This is a genomic window from Promicromonospora xylanilytica (assembly GCF_054782895.1).
The window spans coordinates 1-25,558 of the sequence record NZ_BAAGRP010000069.1 but is presented as its reverse complement, the minus strand read 5'-3'; the positions used below and the strand labels follow the sequence as shown (position 1 = coordinate 25,558).

25 protein-coding genes and 1 pseudogene are annotated in these 25,558 nt (G+C 72.8%); 10 read left to right on the top strand and 16 right to left on the bottom strand.

The features are described from left to right. Window positions 1-12: 12 nt before the first annotated feature. A complete protein-coding gene (locus tag ACYVK7_RS20235; RefSeq protein WP_460889510.1) occupies window positions 13-906 on the top strand; it encodes a sulfurtransferase in 894 nt (297 codons plus the stop codon). Between the two features lie 10 nt (window positions 907-916). On the opposite strand, the gene ACYVK7_RS20230 is transcribed toward ACYVK7_RS20235, so the two are convergent. Next, a complete protein-coding gene (locus ACYVK7_RS20230; protein ID WP_460889509.1) occupies window positions 917-1,228 on the bottom strand; it encodes a DUF3175 domain-containing protein in 312 nt (103 codons plus the stop codon). Between the two features lie 65 nt (window positions 1,229-1,293). Here ACYVK7_RS20230 and ACYVK7_RS20225 point away from each other — a divergent pair, with 65 nt between their 5' ends. Further along, complete coding sequence (locus ACYVK7_RS20225) at window positions 1,294-1,749, top strand: SufE family protein (protein ID WP_460889508.1); 456 nt, start codon at window positions 1,294-1,296, stop codon at window positions 1,747-1,749. Between the two features lie 10 nt (window positions 1,750-1,759). On the opposite strand, the gene ACYVK7_RS20220 is transcribed toward ACYVK7_RS20225, so the two are convergent. Further along, window positions 1,760-2,725: a phosphotransferase family protein gene (locus ACYVK7_RS20220; RefSeq protein ID WP_460889507.1), complete on the bottom strand. Its 966-nt coding sequence runs from the start codon at window positions 2,723-2,725 to the stop codon at window positions 1,760-1,762. 339 nt (window positions 2,726-3,064) lie between these two features. Here ACYVK7_RS20220 and ACYVK7_RS20215 point away from each other — a divergent pair, with 339 nt between their 5' ends. Further along, entirely contained in the window at window positions 3,065-3,703 is a 639-nt protein-coding gene (locus ACYVK7_RS20215) for a hypothetical protein (RefSeq protein WP_460889506.1), read from the top strand. Between the two features lie 270 nt (window positions 3,704-3,973). On the opposite strand, the gene ACYVK7_RS20210 is transcribed toward ACYVK7_RS20215, so the two are convergent. From ACYVK7_RS20210 to ACYVK7_RS20180, 7 genes are read right to left on the bottom strand one after another with little or no spacing between them, the layout of a single operon-like run. Then, window positions 3,974-4,729 (bottom strand): response regulator, encoded by a 756-nt coding sequence (locus tag ACYVK7_RS20210; RefSeq protein ID WP_460889505.1) that lies wholly within the window; start codon window positions 4,727-4,729, stop codon window positions 3,974-3,976. Continuing rightward, complete coding sequence (locus ACYVK7_RS20205; RefSeq protein ID WP_460889504.1) at window positions 4,726-7,266, bottom strand: DUF4118 domain-containing protein; 2,541 nt, start codon at window positions 7,264-7,266, stop codon at window positions 4,726-4,728. Before ACYVK7_RS20205 ends, ACYVK7_RS20210 begins: the two co-directional genes overlap by 4 nt. 4 nt (window positions 7,267-7,270) lie before the next feature. Beyond that, window positions 7,271-7,897: a K(+)-transporting ATPase subunit C gene (kdpC, locus tag ACYVK7_RS20200; protein WP_460889503.1), complete on the bottom strand. Its 627-nt coding sequence runs from the start codon at window positions 7,895-7,897 to the stop codon at window positions 7,271-7,273. A gap of 26 nt (window positions 7,898-7,923) precedes the next feature. Continuing rightward, on the bottom strand, window positions 7,924-10,152 hold the full coding sequence (gene kdpB / locus ACYVK7_RS20195; protein WP_460889502.1) for a potassium-transporting ATPase subunit KdpB: 2,229 nt from the start codon (window positions 10,150-10,152) through the stop codon (window positions 7,924-7,926). Then, window positions 10,149-11,816, bottom strand: a complete 1,668-nt coding sequence (kdpA, locus tag ACYVK7_RS20190) for a potassium-transporting ATPase subunit KdpA (RefSeq protein WP_460889501.1) — start codon at window positions 11,814-11,816, stop codon at window positions 10,149-10,151. Before kdpA ends, kdpB begins: the two co-directional genes overlap by 4 nt. A 7-nt stretch (window positions 11,817-11,823) precedes the next feature. Next, the gene (locus ACYVK7_RS20185; protein WP_460889500.1) at window positions 11,824-11,916 is read right to left on the bottom strand and encodes a potassium-transporting ATPase subunit F; all 93 of its coding nucleotides are present in this window, start codon (window positions 11,914-11,916) and stop codon (window positions 11,824-11,826) included. Beyond that, window positions 11,913-12,038: a hypothetical protein gene (locus tag ACYVK7_RS20180; RefSeq protein ID WP_460889499.1), complete on the bottom strand. Its 126-nt coding sequence runs from the start codon at window positions 12,036-12,038 to the stop codon at window positions 11,913-11,915. The genes ACYVK7_RS20185 and ACYVK7_RS20180 overlap by 4 nt, the downstream gene beginning before the upstream one ends. A 367-nt stretch (window positions 12,039-12,405) precedes the next feature. Between ACYVK7_RS20180 and ACYVK7_RS20175 the strand changes: the two are divergent. Beyond that, window positions 12,406-13,869 (top strand): annotated as a pseudogene (locus ACYVK7_RS20175) (HNH endonuclease); the annotation flags it as partial. Between the two features lie 10 nt (window positions 13,870-13,879). On the opposite strand, the gene ACYVK7_RS20170 reads toward ACYVK7_RS20175, so the two are convergent. The 3 genes from ACYVK7_RS20170 to ACYVK7_RS20160 form a co-directional block, all read right to left on the bottom strand. Next, a complete protein-coding gene (locus tag ACYVK7_RS20170; RefSeq protein ID WP_460889564.1) occupies window positions 13,880-14,245 on the bottom strand; it encodes a TFIIB-type zinc ribbon-containing protein in 366 nt (121 codons plus the stop codon). Window positions 14,246-14,310: 65 nt separating this feature from the next. Then, entirely contained in the window at window positions 14,311-15,510 is a 1,200-nt protein-coding gene (locus ACYVK7_RS20165; RefSeq protein ID WP_460889498.1) for a TFIIB-type zinc ribbon-containing protein, read from the bottom strand. Between the two features lie 2 nt (window positions 15,511-15,512). Continuing rightward, the gene (locus ACYVK7_RS20160) at window positions 15,513-16,622 is read right to left on the bottom strand and encodes an SPFH domain-containing protein (RefSeq protein WP_460889497.1); all 1,110 of its coding nucleotides are present in this window, start codon (window positions 16,620-16,622) and stop codon (window positions 15,513-15,515) included. A 226-nt stretch (window positions 16,623-16,848) separates the two neighbouring features. On the opposite strand from ACYVK7_RS20160, the gene ACYVK7_RS20155 reads away from it, so the two are divergent. Then, window positions 16,849-17,232, top strand: a complete 384-nt coding sequence (locus tag ACYVK7_RS20155) for a universal stress protein (protein ID WP_460889496.1) — start codon at window positions 16,849-16,851, stop codon at window positions 17,230-17,232. On the opposite strand, the gene ACYVK7_RS20150 is transcribed toward ACYVK7_RS20155, so the two are convergent. After that, entirely contained in the window at window positions 17,223-18,125 is a 903-nt protein-coding gene (locus ACYVK7_RS20150; protein WP_460889495.1) for a ketopantoate reductase family protein, read from the bottom strand. The genes ACYVK7_RS20155 and ACYVK7_RS20150 overlap by 10 nt on opposite strands. Before the next feature lie 70 nt (window positions 18,126-18,195). Here ACYVK7_RS20150 and moaA point away from each other — a divergent pair, with 70 nt between their 5' ends. Further along, a complete protein-coding gene (gene moaA, locus ACYVK7_RS20145; protein ID WP_460889494.1) occupies window positions 18,196-19,326 on the top strand; it encodes a GTP 3',8-cyclase MoaA in 1,131 nt (376 codons plus the stop codon). A gap of 28 nt (window positions 19,327-19,354) precedes the next feature. Here moaA and ACYVK7_RS20140 read toward each other — a convergent pair whose 3' ends face one another. Further along, window positions 19,355-19,789: a molybdenum cofactor biosynthesis protein MoaE gene (locus ACYVK7_RS20140; RefSeq protein WP_460889493.1), complete on the bottom strand. Its 435-nt coding sequence runs from the start codon at window positions 19,787-19,789 to the stop codon at window positions 19,355-19,357. Continuing rightward, the gene (locus ACYVK7_RS20135) at window positions 19,777-21,015 is read right to left on the bottom strand and encodes a molybdopterin molybdotransferase MoeA (protein WP_460889492.1); all 1,239 of its coding nucleotides are present in this window, start codon (window positions 21,013-21,015) and stop codon (window positions 19,777-19,779) included. The genes ACYVK7_RS20140 and ACYVK7_RS20135 overlap by 13 nt, the downstream gene beginning before the upstream one ends. A 96-nt stretch (window positions 21,016-21,111) precedes the next feature. Here ACYVK7_RS20135 and ACYVK7_RS20130 point away from each other — a divergent pair, with 96 nt between their 5' ends. Continuing rightward, entirely contained in the window at window positions 21,112-21,750 is a 639-nt protein-coding gene (locus tag ACYVK7_RS20130) for a hypothetical protein (RefSeq protein ID WP_460889491.1), read from the top strand. Between the two features lie 11 nt (window positions 21,751-21,761). On the opposite strand, the gene ACYVK7_RS20125 is transcribed toward ACYVK7_RS20130, so the two are convergent. Next, complete coding sequence (locus ACYVK7_RS20125) at window positions 21,762-22,268, bottom strand: dsRBD fold-containing protein (protein WP_460889490.1); 507 nt, start codon at window positions 22,266-22,268, stop codon at window positions 21,762-21,764. Between the two features lie 147 nt (window positions 22,269-22,415). Here ACYVK7_RS20125 and ACYVK7_RS20120 point away from each other — a divergent pair, with 147 nt between their 5' ends. The 3 genes from ACYVK7_RS20120 (at window position 22,416) to ACYVK7_RS20110 (ending at window position 25,470) form a co-directional block, all read left to right on the top strand. Further along, complete coding sequence (locus ACYVK7_RS20120) at window positions 22,416-23,420, top strand: S66 family peptidase (protein ID WP_460889489.1); 1,005 nt, start codon at window positions 22,416-22,418, stop codon at window positions 23,418-23,420. A gap of 92 nt (window positions 23,421-23,512) precedes the next feature. Further along, window positions 23,513-23,932, top strand: coding sequence for an Hsp20/alpha crystallin family protein (locus ACYVK7_RS20115; RefSeq protein WP_460889488.1), 420 nt, complete (start codon window positions 23,513-23,515; stop codon window positions 23,930-23,932). Window positions 23,933-24,207: 275 nt separating this feature from the next. Then, window positions 24,208-25,470, top strand: a complete 1,263-nt coding sequence (locus ACYVK7_RS20110; protein ID WP_460889487.1) for a family 16 glycosylhydrolase — start codon at window positions 24,208-24,210, stop codon at window positions 25,468-25,470. Window positions 25,471-25,558: the final 88 nt, after the last annotated feature.

Genomic DNA, 25,558 nt, shown 5'->3' with positions numbered 1-25,558 from the left:
CGAGGAGGACCCATGCCAGCGCCCATCGACCCGTCGGACAAGATCGCGCAGTACGCCCACCCGGAACGTCTGGTGAGCACGGCGTGGCTGGCCGAGCACCTGAAGGACCCGGGGATCGTCGTGGTGGAGTCCGACGAGGACGTCCTGCTCTACGAGACGGGGCACATCCCTGGCGCCGTGAAGGTCGACTGGCACACCGAGCTCCAGCACCCGCAGATGCGCGACTACCTGGACGGCGCCGCGTTCGCAGAGCTCATGGGCAGCAAGGGCATCACGCGCGACACGACGATCGTGCTGTACGGCGACAAGAACAACTGGTGGGCCGCGTACACCGCCTGGGTGTTCACGCTCTTCGGGCACGCGGACGTCCGCCTGCTCGACGGCGGCCGCGGGCTCTGGAGCGCCGAGGGCCGCGAGCTGACCACCGACGTGCCGGCGCCCACCCCCGTCGAGTACCCCACGGTCACACGCGACGACAGCACGATCCGAGCCTTCCGCGAGGACGTCCTGAGCCACCTCGGGACCGGCCCGCTCGTCGACATCCGCTCCCCGCAGGAGTACACGGGCGAGCGCATCGCCATCCCGGACTACCCCGAGGAGGGCGTGCTGCGCGGCGGTCACATCCCCACCGCCCGCAACGTCCCGTGGGCGACGGCGGTCGCCGAGGACGGCACGTACAAGACGCGCGCGGAGCTCGAGGCGATCTACACGACCGGGCTGGGCATGAGCCCCGACGACTCGGTGGTGACCTACTGCCGCATCGGCGAGCGCTCCAGCCACACCTGGTTCGCGCTCACCTACCTGCTGGGCTACACCGACGTGCGCAACTACGACGGCTCCTGGACCGAGTGGGGCAACGCGGTGCGCGTCCCCGTGGCGACCGGCAGCGAGCCCGGCTCCGTCTGACGCCGCCAGGTCAGTCGCGGCCGAACTCCTTGCGCAGCTCGTCCTTGGCGCGCTCCAGGACGTCGCGCTGGTCCGCGTCGAGCTCCTTGCCCGCGCGGTTCACGTAGAACGTGAGCATCGACATGGCCGAGCGGTACGGGGAGCTCTTGCGGCGGTCGCTCGACTCCGCGGACCGCTTGAGCGACCGGGCGATCCGCGCCGGGTCGTCCCACGTGAAGACGCCCTCCTCCAGGTCCAGGGCGTCACTGCCCTCGGTGACGCCCTGCGACCACCGTTCGGGGTCCTTGCCCGACCGCTTGCCCGACCGCTTCTTCTCGGCCATGCATCAACCGTACGACGCCGCCCGGGGACTCGCTCGAGCCCCGCGGGCGATGGGAGGATGAACGAATGAGCACCAACGACGTCGAGCTGCCCGAGGCTCTCGCCGAGCTGCGGGACGCCTTTCTGGAGACGCCCGAGAAGGACCGGCTGCAGCTGCTGCTGGAGGTGTCGCGCGAGCTTCCGCCGCTGCCTGCCAGGTACGCGGACGCGCCGGAGCGGCTGGAGCGCGTGCAGGAGTGCCAGTCCCCCGTCTACGCGTTCGCCGAGGTGGACGACGCCGGCGTGGTCGCCTTCCACGCGAGCGCACCGGAGGAGGCGCCCACCACGCGTGGCTTCGCGTCGATCCTCGCCCAGGGCCTGACCGGGCTCACCGCGCAGCAGGTGCTGGACGTGCCGGAGGACTACCCGCTCCAGCTCGGCCTCACCAAGGTGGTCAGCCTGCTGCGCCTCAACGGCATGGCGGGCATGCTGACCCGCGCCAAGCGGCAGGTCCGTGAGCAGCTGGCGGCCGCGGAGGTCTGACGCCGAGGGACTAGCGCGCCCGGAGCCGGGCACGGAGCCACGGGATGCAGGCCTCGGCCTGGACCCGCTGGAACGCCCGCACGTGCGGGATGCCGGGCGGCGGGTCCAGCAGGGACGTGTGTGCGAAGTAGGCGGTCATGGCCGCCACCCAGACGGTGACCGCCTCGGGCTCGACGTCGGCGGGGAGCGGCGTCCGCTCCAGCACGTCGGCCGGAGCCGGACCACCGCCCGCGTGCACCGCCGGGAGCATGGCGGTCTGGTCGATGAACCGAGCTCCCCGCGTGGCGTACGGCCAGTCGACGGCCACCGCCTCCTCCGCCCCGCCGGCCTGCCGGACGACGAGCGCGTTGTCGGCCCGCAGGTCGCCGTGCACCAGGTGCGGTCCGGCGAACGCCTCGGCCTGCCGCTCGGGCGAGGCGACCTCGGCCAGGAGGTCGAGGTGCTCGGCCAGCCAGGGGTCGTAGGTCGCCAGGCCCGCCGGACGCTCGCCGGCGAGCCGGGCGGCCTCGGGCCGGGCGTCGTCGGCGAACGCGGGGAACACTCCGCCGTCGGGCACCTCGTGCCGGGCGATGCGGCGGGCCAGGTGCTGCAGCCGGTCGAGGTCGTCGAGGTCCCACGGCTGCGTCCGGGGCGTGCGTCCGGGGACGACGTCGGAGGCGACGACCACCCACGCGGGCTCCGCTCCCCCGGGTTCGGGCAGCTCCATGATCCAGCGGAAGGCCGGCGCGGGTACGCCGTCGGGCAGCGCGGACGCGCGGACCGCCTCGCGGCGGTGCAGGCGCGCGGCCACCTCGTGGTCGGTGGAGGCGACCTTGACGAAGACGCTCCCGCCAGCCGTCCGCAGCGTGAGCGCCCAGCCGGGCGAGTAGCCGCCGTCGTGCGAGGTCCAGCCGGTGACCGGGCCGCCGATCCGGGCCGCGACGGCGTCGCGCACGTGCTCGGGGAGGTCGGGCCAGACGGGTCGCACGCGGGTCATGCGGCGATCATGCCAACCGCGGACAGCGCGTGACGAGAGGAATTCGGGTTCGCCCCGGATCCGCGACGTGTGCGACCGGCGCGGCGGCGCACCGACTGTGGCGGCCGATGGAGGACGCCTGACCTGGACGATCGTCCTGTATCACCACTGTGATGTCTGGGTTACGGGAGTTCCTGCCGCTCTGCCGCAGGATTCGATCCTGGAATGTCTTGTTTCATTCCACGAATCCTTCGATGCATTCCGATTGACAGGGTGAAAAGGGCGTCGGACTCTTCTTCCTGGTGAACACACGTGTGTGCTCCACCACTGTTTCAACGGAGCTATTCGAGGGGAAACACCATGATCCGAGGATTCCGTGCAATCAGTCGTGCTGCCGTCACCGTCGCCGTCTCCACGGCGATGGTCTGCGCAGCCACAACAGGTGCGAGCGCACTGGTGACGGCCGAGGGCGACCCGCCGGCGGCCGCGGTCACCGCTGCCGACCCGGTGCCGGACGTCGCGGCCGAGACCCAGACCGAGGCGGACGTCACGACCGAGGCCGAGGCCGACGTCACGACCGAGGTCGAGTCCGACGTCACGACCGAGGTCGAGGCCGAGGCCGACGTCGCGACCGAGGTCGAGGCCGAGGCCGAGACCGACGTCATGACGGAGGCCGAGACGGAGGCTGGGGCCGAGGTCACGACCGACATCGCGACCGAGACCGACATCGCGACCGAGACCGACATCGCGACCGAGACCGAGGCCGTCGCCGACGTCCCGGCGCCGGACGTCCCCGTGGACGGTCTGCCCGACGTCCCCGTGGACAACCCGGTGCCCGACGTCCCCGTGCCCGACGTCCCGGTCCCGGACCTTCCGGTGCCTCTCCCGGTCCCGACCGACGGCCTGCTGGACACCGTGCTCGGTGCCGTCGACGGCCTGCTCGCCGCTGTCCTCGGCCTCCTCGGCGGCGGACTCCCCGTCCCGGTTCCCGCGGTGTGACGAACCACCCCCCAACTCGCCGGACGTCGCCAGCACGGCCGGCACCTGACGCCTTTTCTGCCAGTCGTTCGCGAACGGTGGGCTGGTGACAAAGGCTACGGTGAGGCCCTTTCCTGGAATTCCAGGAAAGGGCCTCACTGCTGGGTGAAAGATCCGTCGAGAACGTGGGCGGCGTGCTGCTCGGCGGGCCGGTGCCCGGACCGGAGGTCTGTGCGGGTGTGGCCGTGGTGGTCGTGGGCGTCGCGCTCAGGATGCGGACGCGCCCCTCACCTAGTCCGGCGTCTCGGCCTCGAACCGGTACCCCGCACCGGGGTGGGTGAGGATGTGGCGCGGGTGGGACGGGTCCCGCTCCAGCTTGCGCCGCAGCTGCGCGGTATAGACGCGCAGGTAGTTGGTCTCCGTGGAGTACGCGGGGCCCCAGACCTCGTGCAGCAGCAGCTTGCGGTCCACGAGCCGGCCCCGGTTGCGCACCAGCACCTCCAGCAGCGCCCACTCGGTGGGGCTGAGCCGTACGTCGGCTCCGGCCCGGGACACCTGGCGGCGGGCCAGGTCGATGCGGAGCTCGCCCGCCGTGACCACGGGTTCCGCCGACCGGGCGGGCTCCGCCCGGCGGACGGCGGCGCGCAGCCTCGCGAGCAGCTCGTTCATCGCGAACGGCTTGGTCACGTAGTCGTCCGCCCCGGCGTCCAGGGCGTCCACCTTGTCGTCGCCGAGCTGGCGCGCGGACAGCACCACGATGGGCACCCGCGTCCAGCCCCGGATGCCCTCGATCACGTCGAGCCCCGGCATGTCGGGCAGGCCGAGGTCGAGCAGCACCACGTCCGGCCGGGCCGTGGCCACGGCGTCCAGCGCCGCAGTGCCGGTCCGCGCGACGGTCACGTCCCACCCGTGCGCGCGCAGGTTGATGGTCAGGGCACGGGCCAGCGCCGTGTCGTCGTCCACCACGAGCACCCGGTTGCCCGGGGCCGCCCCACCACCCGCTGCTCGCGCACCACCCGGCCGCTCGCTCCCCGGCTCACCACTCACGAGCCCATCCCATCACGATCGGCCTGCCGGGCACGCGGCACCGTGAGCACCATCGTCAGGCCGCCGCCCGGGGTGTCCTCCGCCGCGACCCGGGCGCCGACGGCGTCCGCCAAGCCCGAGGCGACGGCCAGGCCTAGCCCCAGCCCGTCCACACTCGTGTCGTCGAGCCGCTGGAAGGGCTCGAACATGGTGGCCTTGCGGTCGTCGGGCACGCCGGGGCCTGCGTCGGCCACCCGCAGCTCCACCGTTTCACGCGTCGCGGAGGCGGTCACCAGCACCTTCACCCCGGCCGGGGAGTGCCGCACGGCGTTGGAGACGACGTTCGCGACCACCCGCTCGAACAGGCCCGGATCGGTGTGCACGAGCGGGAGGTCCTCCGGCACGTCGAGCGCCAGCCCCGTCAGCCACGGCTCGACGGCGATCGGGACCACCTCCTCCAGCGACGCGGCGCGCAGCACGGGCCGCACCGCCCCGGTCTGCAGGCGGGACAGGTCCAGGAGGTTGCCGATGAGGCGCTCGAGCCGGTGGGTCGAGTCCGCGATCGTGGCCGTGAGGGTCTCCCGGTCCTCCCGGTCGAGCTCGACGTCGGGCGACGACAGGCCGTCCACGGCCGTACGGATCACCGCGAGCGGGGTGCGCAGGTCGTGCGAGACCGCCGCGAGCAGCGCGGTACGCGTCCGCTCGGTCTGCTCGAGCACCGCCGCCTGCGCCGCCTGCTCGCGCAGCCGCCGGTGCTCGAGCACGATGCCCGCCTGCGCGCCGAACGCCTCGACCACCTGACGGTCCGTCGCCGGGAGCACCCGCCCGGCGAGGACGAGCCGGTGCCGGTCGTCGATCGCCACCTCGGTCGTGGCCAGCCGCGGGTCCGCGCCCGCGCCGGCACCCGGCGCCGCCCACGTCTCGTGCGCCGCGACCGTCCACGGGGCACGGTCGTCGGCCCGCTCCTCGAGGCGCACGTCGGACATCGCGAACGTCCGCGCGAGCCGCTCGACGATCGCCTGCGCCGTGTCCTGCCCGGACAGCACCGACCGCGACAGCGCGGCGAGCGTCGACGCCTCCGCCCGCGCCCGGTACGCCTGGGTGGTGCGCCGCGCGGCGAGGTCGACCACCGTGGCGACGGCGACCGCGACCACCACGAACACGCCGAGGGCGATCACGTTCTCCGCCTCCGCGATGGTCCACCGCCGCACCGGGGGCGTGAAGAACCAGTTGAGGCACAGGTTCGACACGACCGCCGCCACCACCGCCGGCCACAGCCCGCCGATCAGGGCGACCCCCACGACGCCGGCCACCAGCAGCATGGCGTCGGTCGCGAGGGCCACGTCGTCCCGGCCGATCGCCACGAGGCCCGCCGTCAGCAACGTCGGGATCAGCACGGCGGACGCCCAGCCCGCCGCCCTGCGCCTCGGGGACAACGACGAGTACCGTGAGCCCACGCCCAGCCCGACGCGCGCCCTCTCGTGCGTCACCAGGTGCACGTCGATCGCGCCCGACAGGCGCGCGATCTCCGCACCCGACGAGCCGAGCAGGGCCTGCCGCCACACGCTGTGCCTGGACACGCCCACCACGATCATCGTCGCGTTGACGCCGCGCGCGAAGTCGACGACGGCGGTAGGCACGTCCTCCCCCACCACCGTGTGGAACGTGCCACCGAGCTGCTCGGCGAGCGCCCGGTGGGCACTGATCGTGCCCGACGGCGTCGCCGGCAGGCCGTCCGTCGGCAGCACGTGCACGGCCAGCAGCTCCGTGCCCGCGGCGCGCTGGGCGATGCGCGCGCCCCGGCGCAGCAGCGTCTCCGTCTCCGGGCCACCGGTGACGGCCACGACGATGCGCTCGCGAGCCGGCCAGGTCCCGTCGATGGAGTGGTCGGCGCGGTACCTGGTCAGGGCGTCGTCGACACGGTCGGCGAGCCACAGCAGGGCGAGCTCGCGCAGCGCCGTCAGATTGCCGACGCGGAAGAACGACGACATGGACGCGTCGATCTGTTCCGCCCGGTACACGTTGCCGTGGGCGAGCCTGCGCCGGAGCTGCTGGGGCGAGAGGTCGACGAGCTGGATCTGGTCGGCGTCGCGCACCACCTGGTCGGGCACGGTCTCGCGCTGCCGCACGCCGGTGATCGCCTCGACGTCGTCGGTCAGCGACGCGAGGTGCTGCACGTTGACCGTGGTGACCACGTCGATGCCGGCGTCGAGCAGGTCGTGCACGTCCTGCCAGCGCTTGGCGTGCCTGGACCCGGGAGCGTTGGTGTGCGCGAGCTCGTCCACGAGCGCCACCGTCGGCGCCCGCTCCAGCACGGCCGCCACGTCGAGCTCGGTGAGCCGGGTGCCCCGGTGCTCGACCACTCGCCGCGGCACCACCTCCAGGTCCCGGATCCGGTCGATCGTCGCCGCTCTGCCGTGGGTCTCGACCAGGCCGATCACGACGTCGGTGCCGCGCGCACGGCGACGGCACGCCTCGTCGAGCATGGCGTAGGTCTTGCCCACGCCGGGGGCCGCCCCGAGGTAGACGGTGAGACGGCCCCGGCGTCCGGTGGTCATGGCCTCAGTGTGCGACATCGAGGGCGAGGTTGAGCTCCAGCACGTTCACCCGAGGCTCGCCGAGCACACCGAGGTCGCGCCCGGCGGTGTGCCGCGCCACCGCCCTCTCGACGTCGGGCACCGGCAGGCCACGCGCCTGGGCGACGCGTGCCACCTGGACGGCCGCGTACCGAGGGCTGATGTGCGGGTCGAGCCCGGAACCGGACGCCGTGACGGCATCGGCCGGGACGTCGGCGGGGGCCGCGCCGTTCTCCGCGGCCACCGCCGCCTTGCGCTCCTCGATGGAGGCGACGAGCTCGGGGTTCAGCGGTCCCAGGTTGGACCCGCCGGACGCGAGGGTGTCGTACCCGTCGCCCGCGGCGGACGGCCGCGGGTGAAAGTACTGCTCGCCGGCGAAGTCCTGGGCGACGAGCGCGGAGCCCACCGCGTCGGAGCGCGAGGTGGTGTGGGCGCCGTCGGACCGGACGAGCGAGCCGTTCGTCTGCCAGGGAAAAGCGACCTGGCCGACGGCGGTCATCGCGAGCGGGTAGGCCAGCCCCGTCACGAGGGTGAGGGCGAGCAGCATGCGCAGCCCGGCCAGCGAGTGGCGGGTGAGCGTCGCGAGGTCGCTCGCCGCTGTTGTCGTTGCCATGTCAGTTCCTTCCACGCTTCCGGGGCCTACAGGCCCGGGAGCAGCGAGACGACGAGGTCGATGAGCTTGATGCCGAGGAACGGCGCGATGAGGCCACCGAGGCCGTAGACCAGCAGGTTGCGCCGCAGGAGGGACGACGCCGAGGCCGGCCGGTACCGCACGCCGCGCAGCGACAGCGGGATCAGGGCAAGGATGATCAGCGCGTTGAAGATGACGGCCGACAGGATCGCGGAGCCGGGGCTCGTCAGGCGCATGACGTTCAGCACCTCGAGCTGCGGGAAGACCGACATGAACATGGCGGGCAGGATCGCGAAGTACTTCGCGACGTCGTTCGCCACCGAGAACGTGGTCAGCGCGCCGCGCGTGATGAGCAGCTGCTTGCCGATCTCCACGATCTCGATGAGCTTGGTCGGGTCGGAGTCGAGGTCCACCATGTTGCCCGCCTCCTTGGCGGCGGACGTGCCGGTGTTCATCGCGACGCCGACGTCGGACTGGGCGAGCGCCGGGGCGTCGTTCGTGCCGTCCCCCGCCATGGCGACGAGCCTGCCGCCCTCCTGCTCGCGGCGGATCAGGTCGAGCTTGTCCTCCGGCGTGGCCTCGGCGAGCACGTCGTCCACGCCCGCCTCCGCGGCGATGGCGCGCGCGGTCACCTGGTTGTCGCCCGTAACCATGACGGACCGGATGCCCATGGCGCGCAGCTCGTCGAACCGTTCGCGCATCCCCTCCTTGACCACGTCCTTGAGCCGGACGACGCCGAGGATGCGCGCCGGCGACTCGCCCACCTGCTCGGCGACGACGAGCGGGGTACCGCCCGTCCGCGAGACGGCGTCGACGTGCGACTCCAGCTCCTGGGCCTCCTTCTCGGAGATCTGCGCGCCGGTGCTGTGCACCCAGCGCTGGATCGCGCTGCCGGCCCCCTTGCGGATGCGGCGGACGCCGGACGTGTCAGACGTAGGGGTCACCCGAGTGACCTGTGTGTCTGACACGTGGATGGGCAGGTCGACACCCGACATGCGGGTCTGGGCCGTGAACGGCACCAGCTCGGCGTCCAGCGGCAACTCCTCGACCGTGCCGGCTTCGCCGTTCGAAAGGCGCATGCCGTCCACCAGGACGACGATGCTGCGCCCCTCCGGCGTCTCGTCCGAGAGTGACGCGAGACGGGCCGAGGCCGCGAGCTCGCGCGGCGTCACCGTGCCCACCGGCAGCACCTCCGTCGCGCGGCGGTTGCCGTAGGTGATGGTGCCCGTCTTGTCGAGCAGCAGCACGTCGACGTCGCCCGCGGCCTCGACCGCGCGGCCCGACATCGCGAGCACGTTGCGCTGCACCAGCCGGTCCATCCCCGCGATGCCGATCGCACTCAGCAGCGCGCCGATCGTCGTGGGGATCAGGCAGACCAGCAGCGCCACGAGCACCAGCAGCGACTGCCGCGAGCCCGAGTAGACGGCGAACGGCTGCAGCGTGGCCACCGCGAGGAGGAACACGATGGTGAGCGACGTGAGCAGGATGTTCAGCGCCACCTCGTTCGGCGTCCTCTGCCGCTCGCTGCCCTCCACCAGGGCGATCATCCGGTCCACGAACGTGGAGCCGGCCGGCGCCGTGATCCGCACGACGACCTGGTCGGACAGCACCCTGGTGCCGCCCGTGACCGCGGAGCGGTCACCGCCGGACTCCCGGATGACGGGGGCCGACTCACCGGTGACCGCCGACTCGTCCACGGACGCGACGCCCTCGATGACGTCGCCGTCGCCCGGGATCGTCTCCCCCGCGGTGACCACGACGACGTCACCCACCTGCAGCGTCGAGGACGGCACCTCGGTGGTGTCGAGCAGGCCGAGGCCGGTGCCCGTCCCGAGCGTGGTCTGCGGGGCGACGACCTTGCGCGCCGCCGTCTGCTTCTGCGTGGCCCGCAGGGTGGAGGCCTGCGCCTTGCCGCGTGACTCCGCCACCGACTCCGCCAGGGTCGCGAACAGGACGGTGGCCCAGAGCCACACGGCGATCCACCACGCGAACACGCCGGGCTGGACGACCGCGAGGACGGTGGTGACGAACGCGCCCACCTCGACCACGAACATGACGGGCGACGTGTACAGCAGGCGCGGGTCGAGCTTGCGCAAGGCGCCAGGGAGGGCGGCGCGCACCTGCGTCGAGGTCAGGGCGCGCGGTACCGCACGCCGTGCGCGGGGCTCGGCGGCACGTGGCTCGGCGGCACGCTGGTCAGTGGGGACGTCCGGGACGTTCCGGGTGTCGATGGTCATGACAGGGACTCCACAACGGGGCCGAGGGAAAGGACGGGGATGAACGTGAGGCCCACGACGACGATCGCCACCGTGGCCACCAGGCCGGCGAACAGCGGTCGGTGCGTCGGCAGGGTTCCGGCCGTCGCGGGCACCGTCGTCTGGCTCGCCAGGCGGCCGGCCAGCGCCAGCACCAGCGCGATCGGCACGAACCGGCCGAGGAGCATCGCCAGGCCCTGGGTCAGCTCGTAGAACGGCGTGCCCGTGGTCAGCCCGCCGAACGCGGAGCCGTTGTTGTTCGCGGCCGAGGTGTACGCGTACAGCACCTCCGACAGGCCGTGCGGGCCCGGCTCCTGGACGCCGGCCAGACCTGGCTCGACGACGACGGCGACCGCCGTGCCCACCAGCACCAGCGCGGGCACCGTCAGCACGTACAGGGCGACCAGCGTCATCTCCTGGCGGCCGATCTTCTTGCCGAGGTACTCGGGCGTGCGGCCCACCATGAGGCCCGCGACGAACACCGCCACCACGGCCAGGATCAGCATGCCGTACAGCCCCGCGCCGACACCGCCCGGCGCCACCTCGCCCAGCAGCATGTTGAACAGCACCATGCCGCCGCCGGGCGCCGTCAGCGAGTCGTGCATCGAGTTCACCGCGCCTGTCGACGTCGCCGTCGTCGACACGGCGAACAGCGCGCTGCCCGCGAGCCCGAACCGCGTCTCCTTGCCCTCCATGGCGCCGCCGGCCGCCTGCGGGGCGGCGCCCGGCCCGGCCAGCTCGGCCCAGGTGGTCAGCGCGAGAGAGACGGCCCACAGGCCGGCCATGACGCCGAGGATCGCCCAGCCCTGCCGCTTGTCGCCGACCATGATCCCGAAGGTGCGCGGGAGCGTGAACGGGATGAGCAGGATCAGGAAGATCTCGACGAGGTTGGTGAACGGCGTCGGGTTCTCAAAGGGGTGTGCCGAGTTCGCGTTGAAGAACCCGCCGCCGTTGGTGCCGAGCTCCTTGATGACCTCCTGGGAGGCGACCGGGCCGCCCAGGGCGTGCTGCGTGCCGCCCTCGACCGTGGTCAGGGCGGTGTGCGGGTCCAGGTTCTGGATGACGCCGCCGGCCATGAGCACCACCGCGCCGATCACCGACAGGGGCAGCAGGACGCGGACCACGCCGCGGGTCAGGTCGGACCAGAAGTTGCCGACGCGCGCGTCGGTCCCGGACCGGGCGAAGCCCCGGACGAGAGCGATGGCGACGGCCAGACCGACCGCGGCCGAGACGAAGTTCTGTACGGTCAGCCCGGCCATCTGCACCAGGTGGCCCGCGGCCGCCTCGCCCGAGTACCACTGCCAGTTGGTGTTCGTGGTGAAGCTGACGGCGGTGTTCCAGGCGCCGGCCGGGTCGAAGCCCGCGACGCCGAGGCTCCACGGCAGGTACGGCTGCAGGCGCAGCATGCCGTACAGGAACAGGACGGACACGAGCGAGAAGCCCAGCAGGGACATCAGGTACGTGGTCCAGCGCTGCTCGGCGTCCGGGTCCACGCGCACGGCGCGGTACCAGAGGCGCTCGATCCGCAGGTGCGCCGGGCTGGTGTAGGTGCGGGCCAGGTACGCGCCCAGCGGCGCGTGCACGGCGGCGAGGGCGGCGACCAGCACGAGGACCTGGGCGGCCGCGACGAGGACGGCGGTGCTCACCGGCCGATCACCTCGTCCGGTCGGCGCGGATCAGCGCCACGAAGAGGTAGACCAGGCCGGCGAGGGTGAGCGCGAGGCCCACGGCGTCGTACGGGTTCACTTCCGCGTCCCCCGGGTGTGGGCGGAGGAGCTTCCGGGCTCGTGCGCGGCGGCGCGACGCGCCACCAGGGTCACCGCGGCGAAGAACACCACGGTCAGGAGGATGAGGGCCAGATCGGTCATGCCTCCGGTCTACGCCCGACGGCGACCGGTGGACGGGGTTCTTGACGGAACGTTGACGCCGGGCGCGGCGACCCTGACAGCCCTCTGACGCTCCTTGCCAGGGCGACCGCTCCTGGACGGGGACGGCGGCGCCGGGACAGAGACCCGTTGTTCTGCTGCGGGCGGATGTGGTCCGATTCGACGCGTGCATCGAACGGGTGTGCGATATGTTGATGGCATGGGGCGAACCAGTGGTGAGGTGGTCGAGGCAGGCGACGAGCGGGTCTCGTCGCTGCCTCGGGGCGGCCACGTGGCCAGGCCTGGAACCGAGTCTGGAACCGGGGCCGGCGCGCCGGAGGTCCGCGCGCTGCGCGAGCTCCTCGCGGGGGTGATTCTGCCGGGCGCTACCGACACGGCCTCATCGGTGTCGAGGCAGGTGCGGGCGGAGTGGGTGGACCTGCTCGGTGAGCTGGAGGCGGTGAAGAACACGGTGACGGCGACGCAGGCCCGGCTCGCGGTCGCGCTGGAGGAGGCGACCAAGGCCGACGAGGCACGGCAGAGCGTCCGGGCCGAGCGACGTGGCCGTGGTGTGCCGAGCCAGGTCGGCGCCGCGCTGCGGGTCAGCCCGCACGCGGCCGGGTCGTTCCTGGGGGCGGCGCGGGTGTGGGTGACGCAGATGCCGCACACCTTCCACGCACTGCGTACGGGTGTGCTGTCGGCATGGCGGGCGACGTTGCTCGTCCGGGAGACCTCACATCTGTCGGCGGAGGACCGTGCCCGGATCGACGAGGAACTCTGCGGACCTGCTGCACTGGCGGCGCTGGCCAGGACGGGGACCCGACGCCTCATGGCGCGGATCAAGGACCTCGCCGGGCAGCTGGATGTGCACGCGTGTGTGCAGCGGAACGCGAAGGCCGTCACGGAGCGGTCGGTGTCGGTGCGTCCGGCGCCGGATCTGATGGTGTACCTGACGGCGATGGTTCCGATGCACCAGGGCATCCAGGCCTACGCACAGCTCAAGGCCCATGCGGGCGCCGCCAAGGCGACCGGTGACGAGCGGGGTGTCGGGCAGATCATGGCCGACACCTTCATCGAGCGCGTCACCGGGAGGGAGCCCGGGAACGCGAACGACGTCCCCGTGACCGTGAACCTGTTGGTCTCGGACGCGACCCTGCTCACCGGTGGTGACCGGCCTGCCGTGGTGGTCGAAGGCTCCCCCGCGGGCGTCGGCACCGTTCCGGCCCCGGTGGCGCGGCACCTCGTCGCACACGGGGTCGACGCCGACGCGGCCTGGTTGCGGGCGATCTACGTGGATCCGAAGGGACGGCTGCTGGCGACGACCTCGACGTCGAGGTTCTTCCCCCAGGGGTTGTCGTCGTTGTTGCGTGCCCGCGAGCAGGGCATCTGCGCCACGTCCTGGTGCGACGCGCCGGTGCGGCACCTGGATCACGTCACCCCGCACGCCGAGGGCGGACCGACAAGCCTGGACAACGGTCAGGGCCTGTGCGCGCGCTGCAACCACGCCAAGCAGGCACCCGGCTGGACGCAGAAGACCACCACGGTCGACGGCCGCCACGCCGTCGAGACGGTCACGCCGACGGGACACACGACGGTCTCCGTCGTGCCCGTACCACCGGCACCGGCCCGACCGGAACCAGCCACGCCCCCGCCCTGGGCCCCGGCCGTGGGCGTCACCGGCCCCGAGCCCGGACGCGTCCCCCGCAGCCGCTACTCGATCGGCTGTCACACCAAGCCCGACCGAGGCGCCATCGCCTACCGACCGGCAGAGCGCAGCAAGGCCTCGGGCACACCGAACACTGCTGGGCTGAGGGACGAGCGACCGGACGTGGCCGACCGGAAGGTCAGAAGTCGAACAGGTCCTCCAGGAAGGACTCCTTACGCTTCTTCTTGTACCGGCGGTCGTGACCGTACGAGTCGTACCGGCGGTCGTCGTCGTACCGGCGGTCGCGGTCGTAGCGGCGGTCGTCGTCGCGCCGGCGGTCGTCGTACCGCGGGTCGTAGGCCGGCTGCGGGGAGCCGTAGGGACCGGCCTGCACGGGGTTCGGCACGGGCGGCGCGGCGGGAGCCGGCGGCGTCGACGGCCGGTTCTCGGCGGCGATCTCGGTCTCGACGGAGCGGTCGATGACCTTGTCCAGCTCACCGCGGTCGAGCCACACCCCACGGCACGTGGGGCAGTAGTCGATCTCGATCCCCTTGCGCTCGGACATGACGAGCGTCGTCTGGTCGATGGGGCACAGCATCGTGTGGTCTCCTTGCGGTCGTCGTCTGCAGGTCAACAACGGACGGACTGGTCGAGCGGTTCCCCCACGCTCTCACGGGCCACTGGATCCCCCAAGACGGCGAGCCCCGAGTAGACGGTGGCCGTCGCGCCGCCGTCCTGGGACGCGATCACCAGCCACGCGACGGCGGCGACCAGGGCCAGGCCCGCGAGGACCGCCAGCGCGATCTTCCAGACCGACCACGGGCGCTCGCCCACCACCTCGGCGGTGCGCGCGTTGACCAGCACCTGGAACGGCTTGCCGCCGTACAGGTACGTCGCTATCCACACCGGCAGCAGCAGGAGCTTGTACGTGATCTCGGAGTAGCGGGTGTCGACGTGGTGCACCCGCTGGACGTCTCCACCGATGTCCCGCTCGCAGTCGTTCTCGATGACGGGCGCCATCTTCCGCTTGGCGACGTCGAGCCCCGCCTCGGGCTCGACGTCGTACCGCAGCGTCTCGTAGCCCGCCAGGTAGTCGGGCTGGTACTGCGCCGCCTGCTCCAGCGGCCACGGGCTGAGCTTGGCCAGGTGCTCGGGCATGACCCGGCCGGTCCCCGCGACGAGCACGTCGTCGAAGGCCCGCGCCACGGTGCCGGAGGCGGGGTACCAGCGCGTCTTCCGCACCTGCCGGGTCTGGGTCTGGCTGCGCCCCTCGGAGTCGGTGGTCGTGTACGTCTCCGTGACCCAGTAGTGCTCGCCGCGCTGCCCGGTGTAGGCGGACCGGGTCTGCGCGTCGAACGTCCAGTGCGGCAGGTAGACGCCGTGCGCCTGCTCCGCGGACACCACCTTCTTCAAGGCTGACGGCGCGAACCACCGCGAGCGCACCCACTTCTGCAGGGCGTTCTGCATGGACGGACGGTCGACCGCGAAGGGCAGCACCGCCTCCGGCTCGACCAGACCGAGCGCCTCGACCTCGGCGACCATCGGCGACCCGCAGAACCCGCACTTCTGCGACAGGTGGTCGCTCGTCGTCATCGCGCCGCACGTGCCGCACCGGTACTCGTGGGTGGCGGGGGCCGCCGGACGTGGCGTCGCGGCGAGCGCCGCGAAGTCGTGCTCGCGCACCTCGCCGACGGCGGTGACCTGCTGGGCGTGCCCGCAGTACGGGCAGGTCAGCGTCCCGGTCCCCGCGGCGAACTCGACGCTCGCCCCGCACTGCTCGCACGGGTAGGCGTGGTGGGCGGTCGTGCCGCCCTCGGTGAGCTCCGCCATCCTCAGGCCTGCGGCGGGAGGGGCGGCGGGGTGGCGCCGAGGTGCTTCGCGACGTCGGGCACCGACGACGCCGGTTCCCAGGCCGCCATGCCGGCGCGCCAGACGAGCGTGCCGGGCGTCAGCGTGCCTGCCGCTGCCTGGGCGGCGAGCGCGGCGTCGTCGAACGGGCCGGTCTGCGCGCCGGCGTTGCCCAGGTGCCAGCCCGGCAGCGGAGGCGGGCCGGCCGCCGCCGCGGGGGCCGGGGCGGGCGCGGCGGGCGGCACGATCGCGTTGCCGACGGACTGCCCGAGGCCCATGCCGATGACCGCGCCGGCGCTGCCGCCGCCGTCGGCCGCCGCCTCCATCGCCTGGCCCGCCTGGAACTGCTGGAAGGAGGCCATGCTGCCGACCGTCCCCGAGGAGACGATGCCCATGGAGGTGCGCTTGTCGAGCGCCTGCTCGACCTCGGGCGGCAGGGAGATGTTCTCGACGACGAAGTTCGGCACGGAGATGCCGAGGTCCGCGAGCTCCTCGGTGAGCTTGGTCGCGAGCTGGTCGCCGAGCGCGGCGTGGTGGGCGGCGAGGTCGATCACGGGGATGCCGGCGGACGCGAGCGCGCTCGCGAGGTGGCTCACGACGTTCTGGCGCAGGTACTCGTGCACCTCGTCGGTGCGGAACTGGGGGTCGGTGCCGACCAGCTCGCGGAGCAGCTTCTGCGGGTCGACCACGCGGGCGGCGAACGCGCCGAAGGCCCGCACGCGCACCATGCCCAGCTCCGGGTCCCGCATCATGACGGGGTTCTTGGTGCCCCACTTCAGGTCGGTGAACTGGCGGGTGCTGACGAAGTACACCTCGGCCTTGAAGGGCGAGTGGAAGCCGTACTTCCAGCCCTTCAGCGTCGACAGGACCGGCAGGTTCTGGGTCTCGAGCGTGTAGGTGCCCGGCTCGAACACGTCGGCGATCAGGCCCTCGTTGACGAACACGGCGGTCTGCGACTCGCGGACGACGAGCTGTGCGCCCATCTTGATCTCGTTCTCGTAGCGGGGGAACCGCCACACGATCGTGTCCCGAGTGTCGTCGAGCCATTCGACGATGTCGACCAGCTCGCCCTTGATCTTGTCCAGCAGGCCCATGACGTGCTCCTTCGTTCTCTACCTACCTGGCTGCTCGCCCGGACGCCGCAAGCACCAGGACCCTACAAGTCAGGGCGGCCCCGGCGGAACGAAAGAGGCGCGGGGGCCGCGGCGGCCGGGGAGCCGTATCACGTGGCACCGGACGACTGCCGGACCCCCTGACATGTGAGAGAGTTTCACCAGCAGGGGTGACACCCGGCGAAACTGTCCGGAGGTGCAGGGACCGATGACCGTCCTCGTGGCGTACAACGAGTCGCCCCAGGGTGAGGCCGCGATGCGCGCCGCCGTCACCGAGGCGGTGCGCCGCCGGCAGGAGCTGGCCGTCCTCGTCCTCACGCCGCAGGTGGGCGTGAACGTCCCCGCCGCGCTGGCACACCTGCTCGACACCGTGCCCGGCACCGTCACGGTTGCGCCGATCACCTTCCGCTCCGAGCACGCCGACGTCGCCGACGCGATCGTCGACCAGGCCGAGGCCGTCGCGGCCGACCTCGTGGTCATCGGCTCGCGCAAGCACTCGACGGTCGGCAAGTTCCTGGTCGGGTCGACGACTCAGCGCGTGCTGCTCGACTCCCCCGCCCCGGTGCTGGTGGTCAAGGCCGGCTACGCCTGACCTGACCTGCCCCGCGCCGCGATCCTCTCGATGAGGTCGTCCACCGCCGGGGTGGCGATCCCGTGGGCCGCCGCCCGGCGGCGCACCGCCCCGCCGATGGCGTCGAGCTCACCCTCGTGGCCGGCCTCGACGTCGGCCTGCAGCGACGACCGCATCGGCGCGGGGAACCCGCCCAGGATGCCCTGCAGCTCCTCGCCCGTCGTGGGCACGCCCTCGGCCGAGGCCGTCGCGGCGACCTCGGCCAGCAGGCCGGACGTCAGGGTGGGGTCACGGGTCAGGGCGTCGCCGATGCCCGTCGCCCAGGCCGATGTCAGCAGTGCGAGCGGTGCCAGGAAGCGCAGCTTCTTCCACAGCACCTCCGTGTCCGTGCCGCCCGTGACCACCTCGATCGGGGTGTCCCGGAGCGCCACGACGACGCCGAGCTCCGTGGCGTCGTCAGGCACGACCGCCCGCAGCAGCGTGCCGCGGTGCCGGACCAGCGCAGGGCCGAAGCCGCCCGCGCCCGTGCGCAGCGTCTCGCCCGCGATCGTGGCCGCGACGACCCGCACGCCCGGCAGCGCCGAGCGCAGCACGTCCAGGTGGTCCAGACCGTTGAGCAGGGACAGCACCTCCGTCGGCGCGGTGCCGTCGAGCAGCGCGGCGGCGTCGGCCACGCCCTCCGCCTTGACCGCCACGATCACGCGCGCGCCCCGCGGCACCTCGGTCACCGCGGCGAGCGGCGCGTGCCACGTGCCGAACTCGTCGGTCGTCACGTCCAGGCCGTGCTCCGTGATCTGCCGGGCCGTCTTCTCCCGCGCCACCACGACGACGTCGTGCCCCGCCTGCTGCAGCATGGCCGCGGTGAGGCCGCCGATCGCGCCGGGGCCGATGATCGCGATGAGATTGTCAGTCATGGGCCACATCGTAGGCACGCGGCGCTGGGCCCCGGACCGACGGCCGACGGCGCTGGACTAGTCTCGGAGCATGGCAGCCGTCAGCGTCGGGATCCCGTCGGTCCGAGGCGTGCCGCGGCGCGCTGCCACCCCGGCCGGCAGGCCCCGCCCGGACACCCCGCTGCTCGTCGACCGGTACGGCCGCGTCGCACGCGACCTGCGCGTCTCCATCACCACGGCGTGCTCCCTGCGCTGCACCTACTGCATGCCCGCCGAAGGCCTCCCGCTGGTGCCGCGCGACGAGCTGATGACTCCGGACGAGATCGGGCGGCTGGTCGGTATCGGCGTGCGCGACCTCGGCCTCCGCGATGTGCGGTTCACCGGCGGCGAGCCGCTCATGCGGCGCGACCTGGAGCAGATCATCGGCGCCGCGCGCACGGCGGCCGACGACGCCATGGCCACCGTCGAGGCCGCGGGCGGCCTGCCCGAGCGCGTCCGCATCGCCATGACCTCCAACGCTCTCGGCCTCGACAAGCGTGTGGGCGCGCTGGTCGCGGCAGGGCTGGACCGGGTCAACGTCTCGCTCGACACGGTGGACCGGGAGGCGTTCGCGACGCTGACCCGCCGCGACCGCCTGGACGACGTGCTCACGGGCATCCGTGCCGCCCTCGCCGCGGGTCTGGCGCCGGTCAAGATCAACGCGGTGCTCCTGCCCGAGACCCTCGCCGGCGCCGCCGACCTGCTCGCCTGGGCCGTCGAGCACGGCTGCAACCTGCGCTTCATCGAGGAGATGCCGCTCGACGCCGACGGGCAGTGGACGCGCGACGACGTCGTCAGCGCGGCCGACCTGCTGGACCGGTTGCGCGAACGGTTCGCCCTGACCCCGGCGGGCCGTGAGGACCCGTCGGCCCCCGCGGAGGAATGGCGCGTGGACGGCGGGCCCGCGACGGTCGGCATCATCGCGTCGGTGACCCGGTCGTTCTGCGGCGCGTGCGACCGTACCCGGCTCACGGCGGAGGGCACCGTCCGCTCCTGCCTGTTCGGCAACGAGGAGACGGACCTCAAGGCGTTGTTGCGCGCCGGCGCCACGGACCACGAGGTCGGCGACGCCTGGCGGGCCGCGATGTGGGCCAAGCCCCGCGCGCACGGCAGCGACGCCGTGGAGCTGGCCGCCGACGCGTTCGCCGCCACCGAGCGCAGCATGGGCGCCATCGGGGGCTGAGCGGCCGCCTACCGGGCCGACCGCACGCCTACAGGCCGACCCACTCCGACTCGCCGTCGGTGAACTGCTGCCTCTTCCAGATCGGCACCTCGGCCTTGATGCGATCCACCAGCAGGGAGCAGGCCTCGAACGCCTCCTTGCGGTGACCGGCCGACGCCGACGCCACGAGCGCGACGTCCCCGACCTCGAGATGCCCGTACCGATGGACGGCGGCCACCCGGAGGCCCGTCTCCTCGGCCACCGCCCGGCACACCTCTCGCAGCACGTCCGTCGCGTCGGGGTGCGCCTCGTAGTCGAGGCTCGTGACGGCGCGGCCGCCGTCGTCGTCGCGCACCACACCGCGGAAGGTGACCACCGCGCCACACTCCGGCGCCGCCACCGCCCCCTCGACCGACCGCGCGACGGCGTCGTCGAGCAGGTCCTGGGTCACCCGCACGACCTCGCCCGGCGTCACAGCGCCCACGTGGTCACCTCAGCACCGTCCTCGAGGGCGGTCACGGCGGCAGGGACGTCGATCAGCACGTCGGCCGCCGCCATCGACGCCACGAGGTGCGACCCCGGCCCGCCGACCACGGCGACCCGCGCGCCCGCACCGGCGTCGGCCACCCACCGGCCACGCAGCAGCTGCCGCTTGCCGTCCGGCGAACCGACGGCGGCGTCGAGCACCGCGGGCACCGGCTCGACCGGCGGCAGGCTGGCCGCCCGCCGCAGGATGTCGCGGAGGAACACGACGAAGGAGACCTGTGCGCTGACCGGGTTGCCCGGGAAGGTCAGCACGGGCTTGCCAGCTACCGTGCCGAGACCCTGCGGCCCGCCGGGCTGCATGGCCACCGAGCGGAACGTGACCTCCGGCAGCGCCTCCTTGACCACTTCGTAGGCCCCCTGGCTGACGCCGCCGGTGGTCAGCACGACGTCGCTCAGCGCCGCGGCGCGCTCCAGGCCCATGCGCACGAGCTCCGGCTGGTCGGGGACGGTCAGCCGCAGGCCGACCCGCCCGCCCGCCGCCCGGACGGCCGCCGCGAGCGCCGGACCGTTCGCGTCCCAGATCTCGCCGGGTCCCGGCTCGCCGTCGGGCGCGACGAGCTCGCTGCCCGTGGAGACGATGCCGACGGACACCGGCACCCGCACCGTCAGCCGGGCGATGCCGCACGCCGCGGCGGCGGCCACGTGATGGGGCGCGAGCACGGTCCCGGCGCGCAGCACGACGGTGCCCTCCGCGACGTCGGACCCGGGCTCCCGCACGTACTCCCCCGCCGTGCGCCCGCGCAGTACCTCGACCTTGGTCGGCGAGTCGTCGTGCGCCCCGTTGAAGGTCACGTGGTCGGTGTCCTCGACGGGGACCACCGCGTCGGCGCCCACAGGCAGGGGCGCCCCGGTCATGATGCGGACCGCGGTACCCGGCTCCAGCGCGGCGGGCTCGCCCGGCGCGGCGGCCACGTCGCCCGCGACGGGCAGGGAGACGGGTGTGCCGGGGCCGGCCGAGGCGACGTCGGCCGCCCGCACCGCGAACCCGTCCATCTGGGAGTTGCGGAAGCGGGGCAACGGCACCGGCGCGACGACGTCGACCGCAAGGACCCGCCCCACCACCCCCCGGTGGATGGATACCTCTTCCGTGGGCCGGTCCGCGAGCTCCGCGAGGAGCTCCGCGACGTCGGCCCGATGCTGTTCCACGTCAACGCGCTCGCTCATGTCCGCAACCTACCCGGCACACCCCGGGCAAAGCACACCGAGACCGGCGCGTCCGGTGCTCTGGCGCCCGGGCGGTACCGGACGGGAGAATCGAGCATGCACATCCACGCGCTGAGCAACAACGGGACCACCCCCGACGGCGCTCTCGTGCGCCGGGAGTCGCAGACCTCTGACGGGCTGCGGGTGCTCGACTCCGTGCTCGCCATGCGTCCCACGCCCGACGTCGTGCTGCGGGCCCGGCAGCAGGTCGAGTTCGACGGCGACGTACGCCGCTGGGTGCGCTACTCGTTGTGGCGCGAGCCCGGTGGAGTGGACGTGCGGTTCGAGCGCGCCGAGCTGCCGCCCGGCGTCGGGAACGGCGTGCCGTCGTTCGCGCGGTACCTCCTGGTGCTGGAGCTCGCGACGGTGGGCTCGTGGGTCGAGTACACCCAGCTCGACGACGCCGACCCGACGCGCACGCAGCATGCCCTGCTGGTGCGCACCGACACGCAGCCGCTGATCCTGCCGGACGGCCTGTCCACGTCGGCGATGCGCATCGACCAGCTCCTCGACGGCAGCCCCGCGAACGCCTTCTGGTGCGACAACTTCGGGGTGCTCCAGGCGGACTACATCGAGACGTTCCCGGACGGGACGCGCGTTACCGGAGTCTCGTGGCGCACCACATGGGAGGGCATCGAGCCGTGGCTCGACGCCGAGGTGCGGCACGCGCTCGACGCCTCCGGAATCCTGGCGTAGCGCGCGGGCCGCTACTTGTGCACGTGCGCCTTGTGCCCCACCGCCGCCGAGACGTCCTGCTCCGCCACGGCGAGCAGGCGGTCGGCCAGCCTGCGCAGCGCCCGTCCGGCGGCGAGCTCGTCGCCGATCAGCGGCACCTCGGGATCCTCCGGAGCCTTCCTCGCGTGCCCGACGCCGCGCAGCGCGTCCGACGGGCCGTTCATCACCGTGGCCTCCGCGGTGGTGCTGCCGCCCGACTCGACCAGCGTGATCCGCACGTCCCAGGTGAGCGCACGCCCCTGCCGGGGCTCGGTCCTCTCCGTCGACTCGCCCGGTACGCCGAGCGCCGCCCGGGCCTCCGGGTCGACGACCGTGTCGGCGCCGGGGTAGACGAGCGTCTCCTCCCCGGTGTCCGACCAGCGCACCCGGTAGGGCGGCGAGCCGTCGGCATGCGGACACTCGGTCACCACGCCGTCACGTACCACGCCGCCGACCACACCGGAGGCCGTGACTATCCGGTCGCCCACTGCTGCCTTCATGGGGTCCTCCTCGCCTCGTCGCGAACACTTCCATCATCGCCCCGGAAGCGGGGCGGTGGCACCCGCACGGGGACGACGGCTGGGGCTGCCGTGCGACATCCGGAAAACGGGGAGCCCGGGGCCAGGCCCGCGACCTAGGCTCTGGCCATGCCAGAGCAAGCACAGACCGTCCTGCCGCCCAGGCTCCGTCGTGGTGACACCCTCCGGGTGGTGGCGCCCGCCATGTCGCGGGCGATGATCATGGAGCACGACAACACCCGGTGGATCGACGAGCGGTTCGCCGCCATGGGGCTCACCCTGACGTTCGGCGAGCACGTCGACGAGGACGACCAGTTCCGCAGCGGCTCGATCGAGCACCGGGTGGCCGACCTGCACGCCGCGTTCGCCGACCCCTCCGTCGCGGGGATTCTCACCGTGATCGGCGGGTTCAGCAGCAACGAGCTGCTCCCGCACCTGGGCTTCGATCTCGTCGCGGCCAACCCGAAGGTCCTGTGCGGGTACTCGGACATCAGCGCGCTGCAGAACGCGATCCTCGCGCGCACGGGTCTGGTCACCTACTCGGGTCCGCACTGGTCGAGCTGGGGCATGCGCGACCACTTCGAGCCCACCGGGGAGTGGTTCCGGGCAGCCGTCATGTCCGACGCCCCGATCGTCGTCGAGCCGTCCCGAGCCTGGACCGACGACCTCTGGTTCGCCGACCAGGACCACCGCTCCCCCGTCCCGAACGAGGGCTGGTGGGCGCTGCGACCGGGGCAGGCGTCGGGCCGGATCGTCGGCGGCAACCTCGGCACGCTCGGCCTGCTGCGGGGCACCGCGTACATGCCGTCGCTGGACGGCGCGCTCCTGTTCCTCGAGGACGACTTCGAGTCCGACGCCGCGCACTTCGCGCGCGACCTCACCGCGCTGCTCCAGCTGCCCGACGCCGGCGGCGTCACCGGCCTGGTCGTCGGCCGGTTCCAGACCGCCTCGGGCGTGACGCGCGCGGCCCTCGACGAGATCGTCGCGCGCCAGCCCGCGCTGCGCGGCAAGCCCGTGCTGGCCGGCGTGGACCTCGGGCACACGAGCCCGCTGCTCACCGTCCCGGTCGGGGGCGAGGCGGAGCTCACGGTCGGTCCGGACGGCGCCTCGGCCCTGACCCTCACGCGCCACTGACTCCTGCTTCCGTCCGCCGTCGGCGAACCCGGAAATTGAGTCGGGTCGACTCAGGTTGAACCGATCATCAACCCCATCCGGAGGAGAACATCATGACCACCGTTCTGACCCGTTCACCGTTCGCCCACACCTGGCTCCGCGACCCCTGGAGCCCGCAGTCAGCCGTCACCGAGGGCCCTGTGCCCGCGGCCGACGTCTACCGTGAGGGCGAGGACCTCGTCGCCCGCCTCGACCTGCCGGGCGTCGACCCGGCCACCGACATCACCGTCGAGGTCGAGGGTCGCAAGCTCGTCGTCCGTGGCGAGCGCAAGGACCAGCGTTCGGAGGAGTCCGAGGGCCGCCGCATCTCGGAGGTCCGCTTCGGCTCGTTCCGGCGCACCGTCACGCTGCCGCGGACCGTGGACGGCGACGCCGTGCGCGCGTCCTACGACGCCGGTGTCCTGACCGTCACCGTGCCCGGCGCCTTCACCGGCACGACGCCGCAGCGCGTCGAGGTCACCACCGCCGCCTGATCACCCAGCGGCACCGACGACGGCGCCCGACCGCTTCCGGCGGCCGGGCGCCGTTCGTGTGCCCGGACCCGCCAGGCGTGGGACGGCCCTGGGGAAAACCCGTATGTGCTGATCAGGCCGTTGTGCGGCCGCCGCGGCACGCCGATACTTCTTCGTGAGCACTCGTCGGCTCGCACGCACCGCCGTGGCACACCGGAGTGCACGCGCGACTGCCGCAGCCCAACCTGTCGCGCGGCTCCGCGCGACAGGGGAACACGTTCGCGAAGGAGCGTTCGATGCGTAGCACGAGACCCCGCACCACCCGCACAGTCCTGACGGCGACCGCTGCCCTCACCCTCGTCCTGTCGGCCTCCCTCGTCGCCTCGGCGGCGGCGCCCCAGGCGCCCGCCGGCCCGGCGCAGGTGGAGGACGCCGCCGCGGCCGCTGCCCTGACCTGGTCCGACGAGTTCGACGGTGCCGCGGGCAGCGCGCCCAACGGTGCCAACTGGAACCTGGAGACGGGCGGAGGCGGCTGGGGCAACAACGAGCTGCAGACCTACACCAGCTCGCGGAGCAACTCCGCCCTGGACGGCAACGGCAACCTGGTCATCACGGCGCGCCAGGAGGGCGGCGGCTACACGTCCGCCCGGCTCACGACCAAGGGCAAGGTGCAGCCGCAGTACGGCCGCCTGGAGGCCCGCATCAAGATCCCCCGCGGCCAGGGCATCTGGCCCGCGTTCTGGATGCTCGGCGGCCAGTTCCCCGGCACGCCCTGGCCCAGCTCCGGCGAGATCGACATCATGGAGAACGTCGGCTACGAGCCCCACATGGTCCACGGCACCCTGCACGGCCCCGGCTACTCGGGGGGCAACCCCATCACCGGGTCGTACACGCACCCGCAGGGCTGGTCGTTCGCCGACGACTTCCACACCTTCGCGATCGACTGGAGCCCCGACTCGATCACCTGGCTGGTCGACGGGAACGCGTACCAGACATTCACCCCGGCGAACACGGGCAGCAACCCGTGGGTCTTCAACCAGCCCTTCTTCTTCATCCTGAACGTCGCCGTGGGTGGCAACTGGCCCGGCTACCCCGACGGCACCACCCAGTTCCCGCAGCAGATGGTCGTCGACTACGTCCGCGTCTACGACTCGACGGGTGGCGGGGGCGGCTCACGCACCGGCACGGTCACCGCGAGCAACGGCATCTGCCTCGACGTCGCGGGAGCGGCGACCGCCAACGGCACGCCCGTCCAGCTCGCCCACTGCAACGGCAACGCGGCCCAGCAGTGGACCGTGGGCTCGGACGGCACCGTGCGCGCCCTCGGCAAGTGCCTCGACGTCTCCGGCGGTGGCACCGCGGCGGGTACCGCCGTCCAGCTCTGGGACTGCAACGGGACCGGTGCCCAGCAGTGGGCTCACACGAGCGGCACCCAGGCTCTGCGCAACCCGCAGTCAGGGCGCTGCCTGCAGCCCGTCGGCCGGGCCCAGACCGACGGGACCCGCACCGAGATCGCGAATTGCGACGGAAGCACGGCCCAACGCTGGACCCTGCCCTAGTCAGCGCGAGGTAGGGCGGATTCAACTGGTGGTCGCAACACCCCTGATGATCGGGGTGTTCGATGAAGTCTTGGAGCCGTCTTCCCGT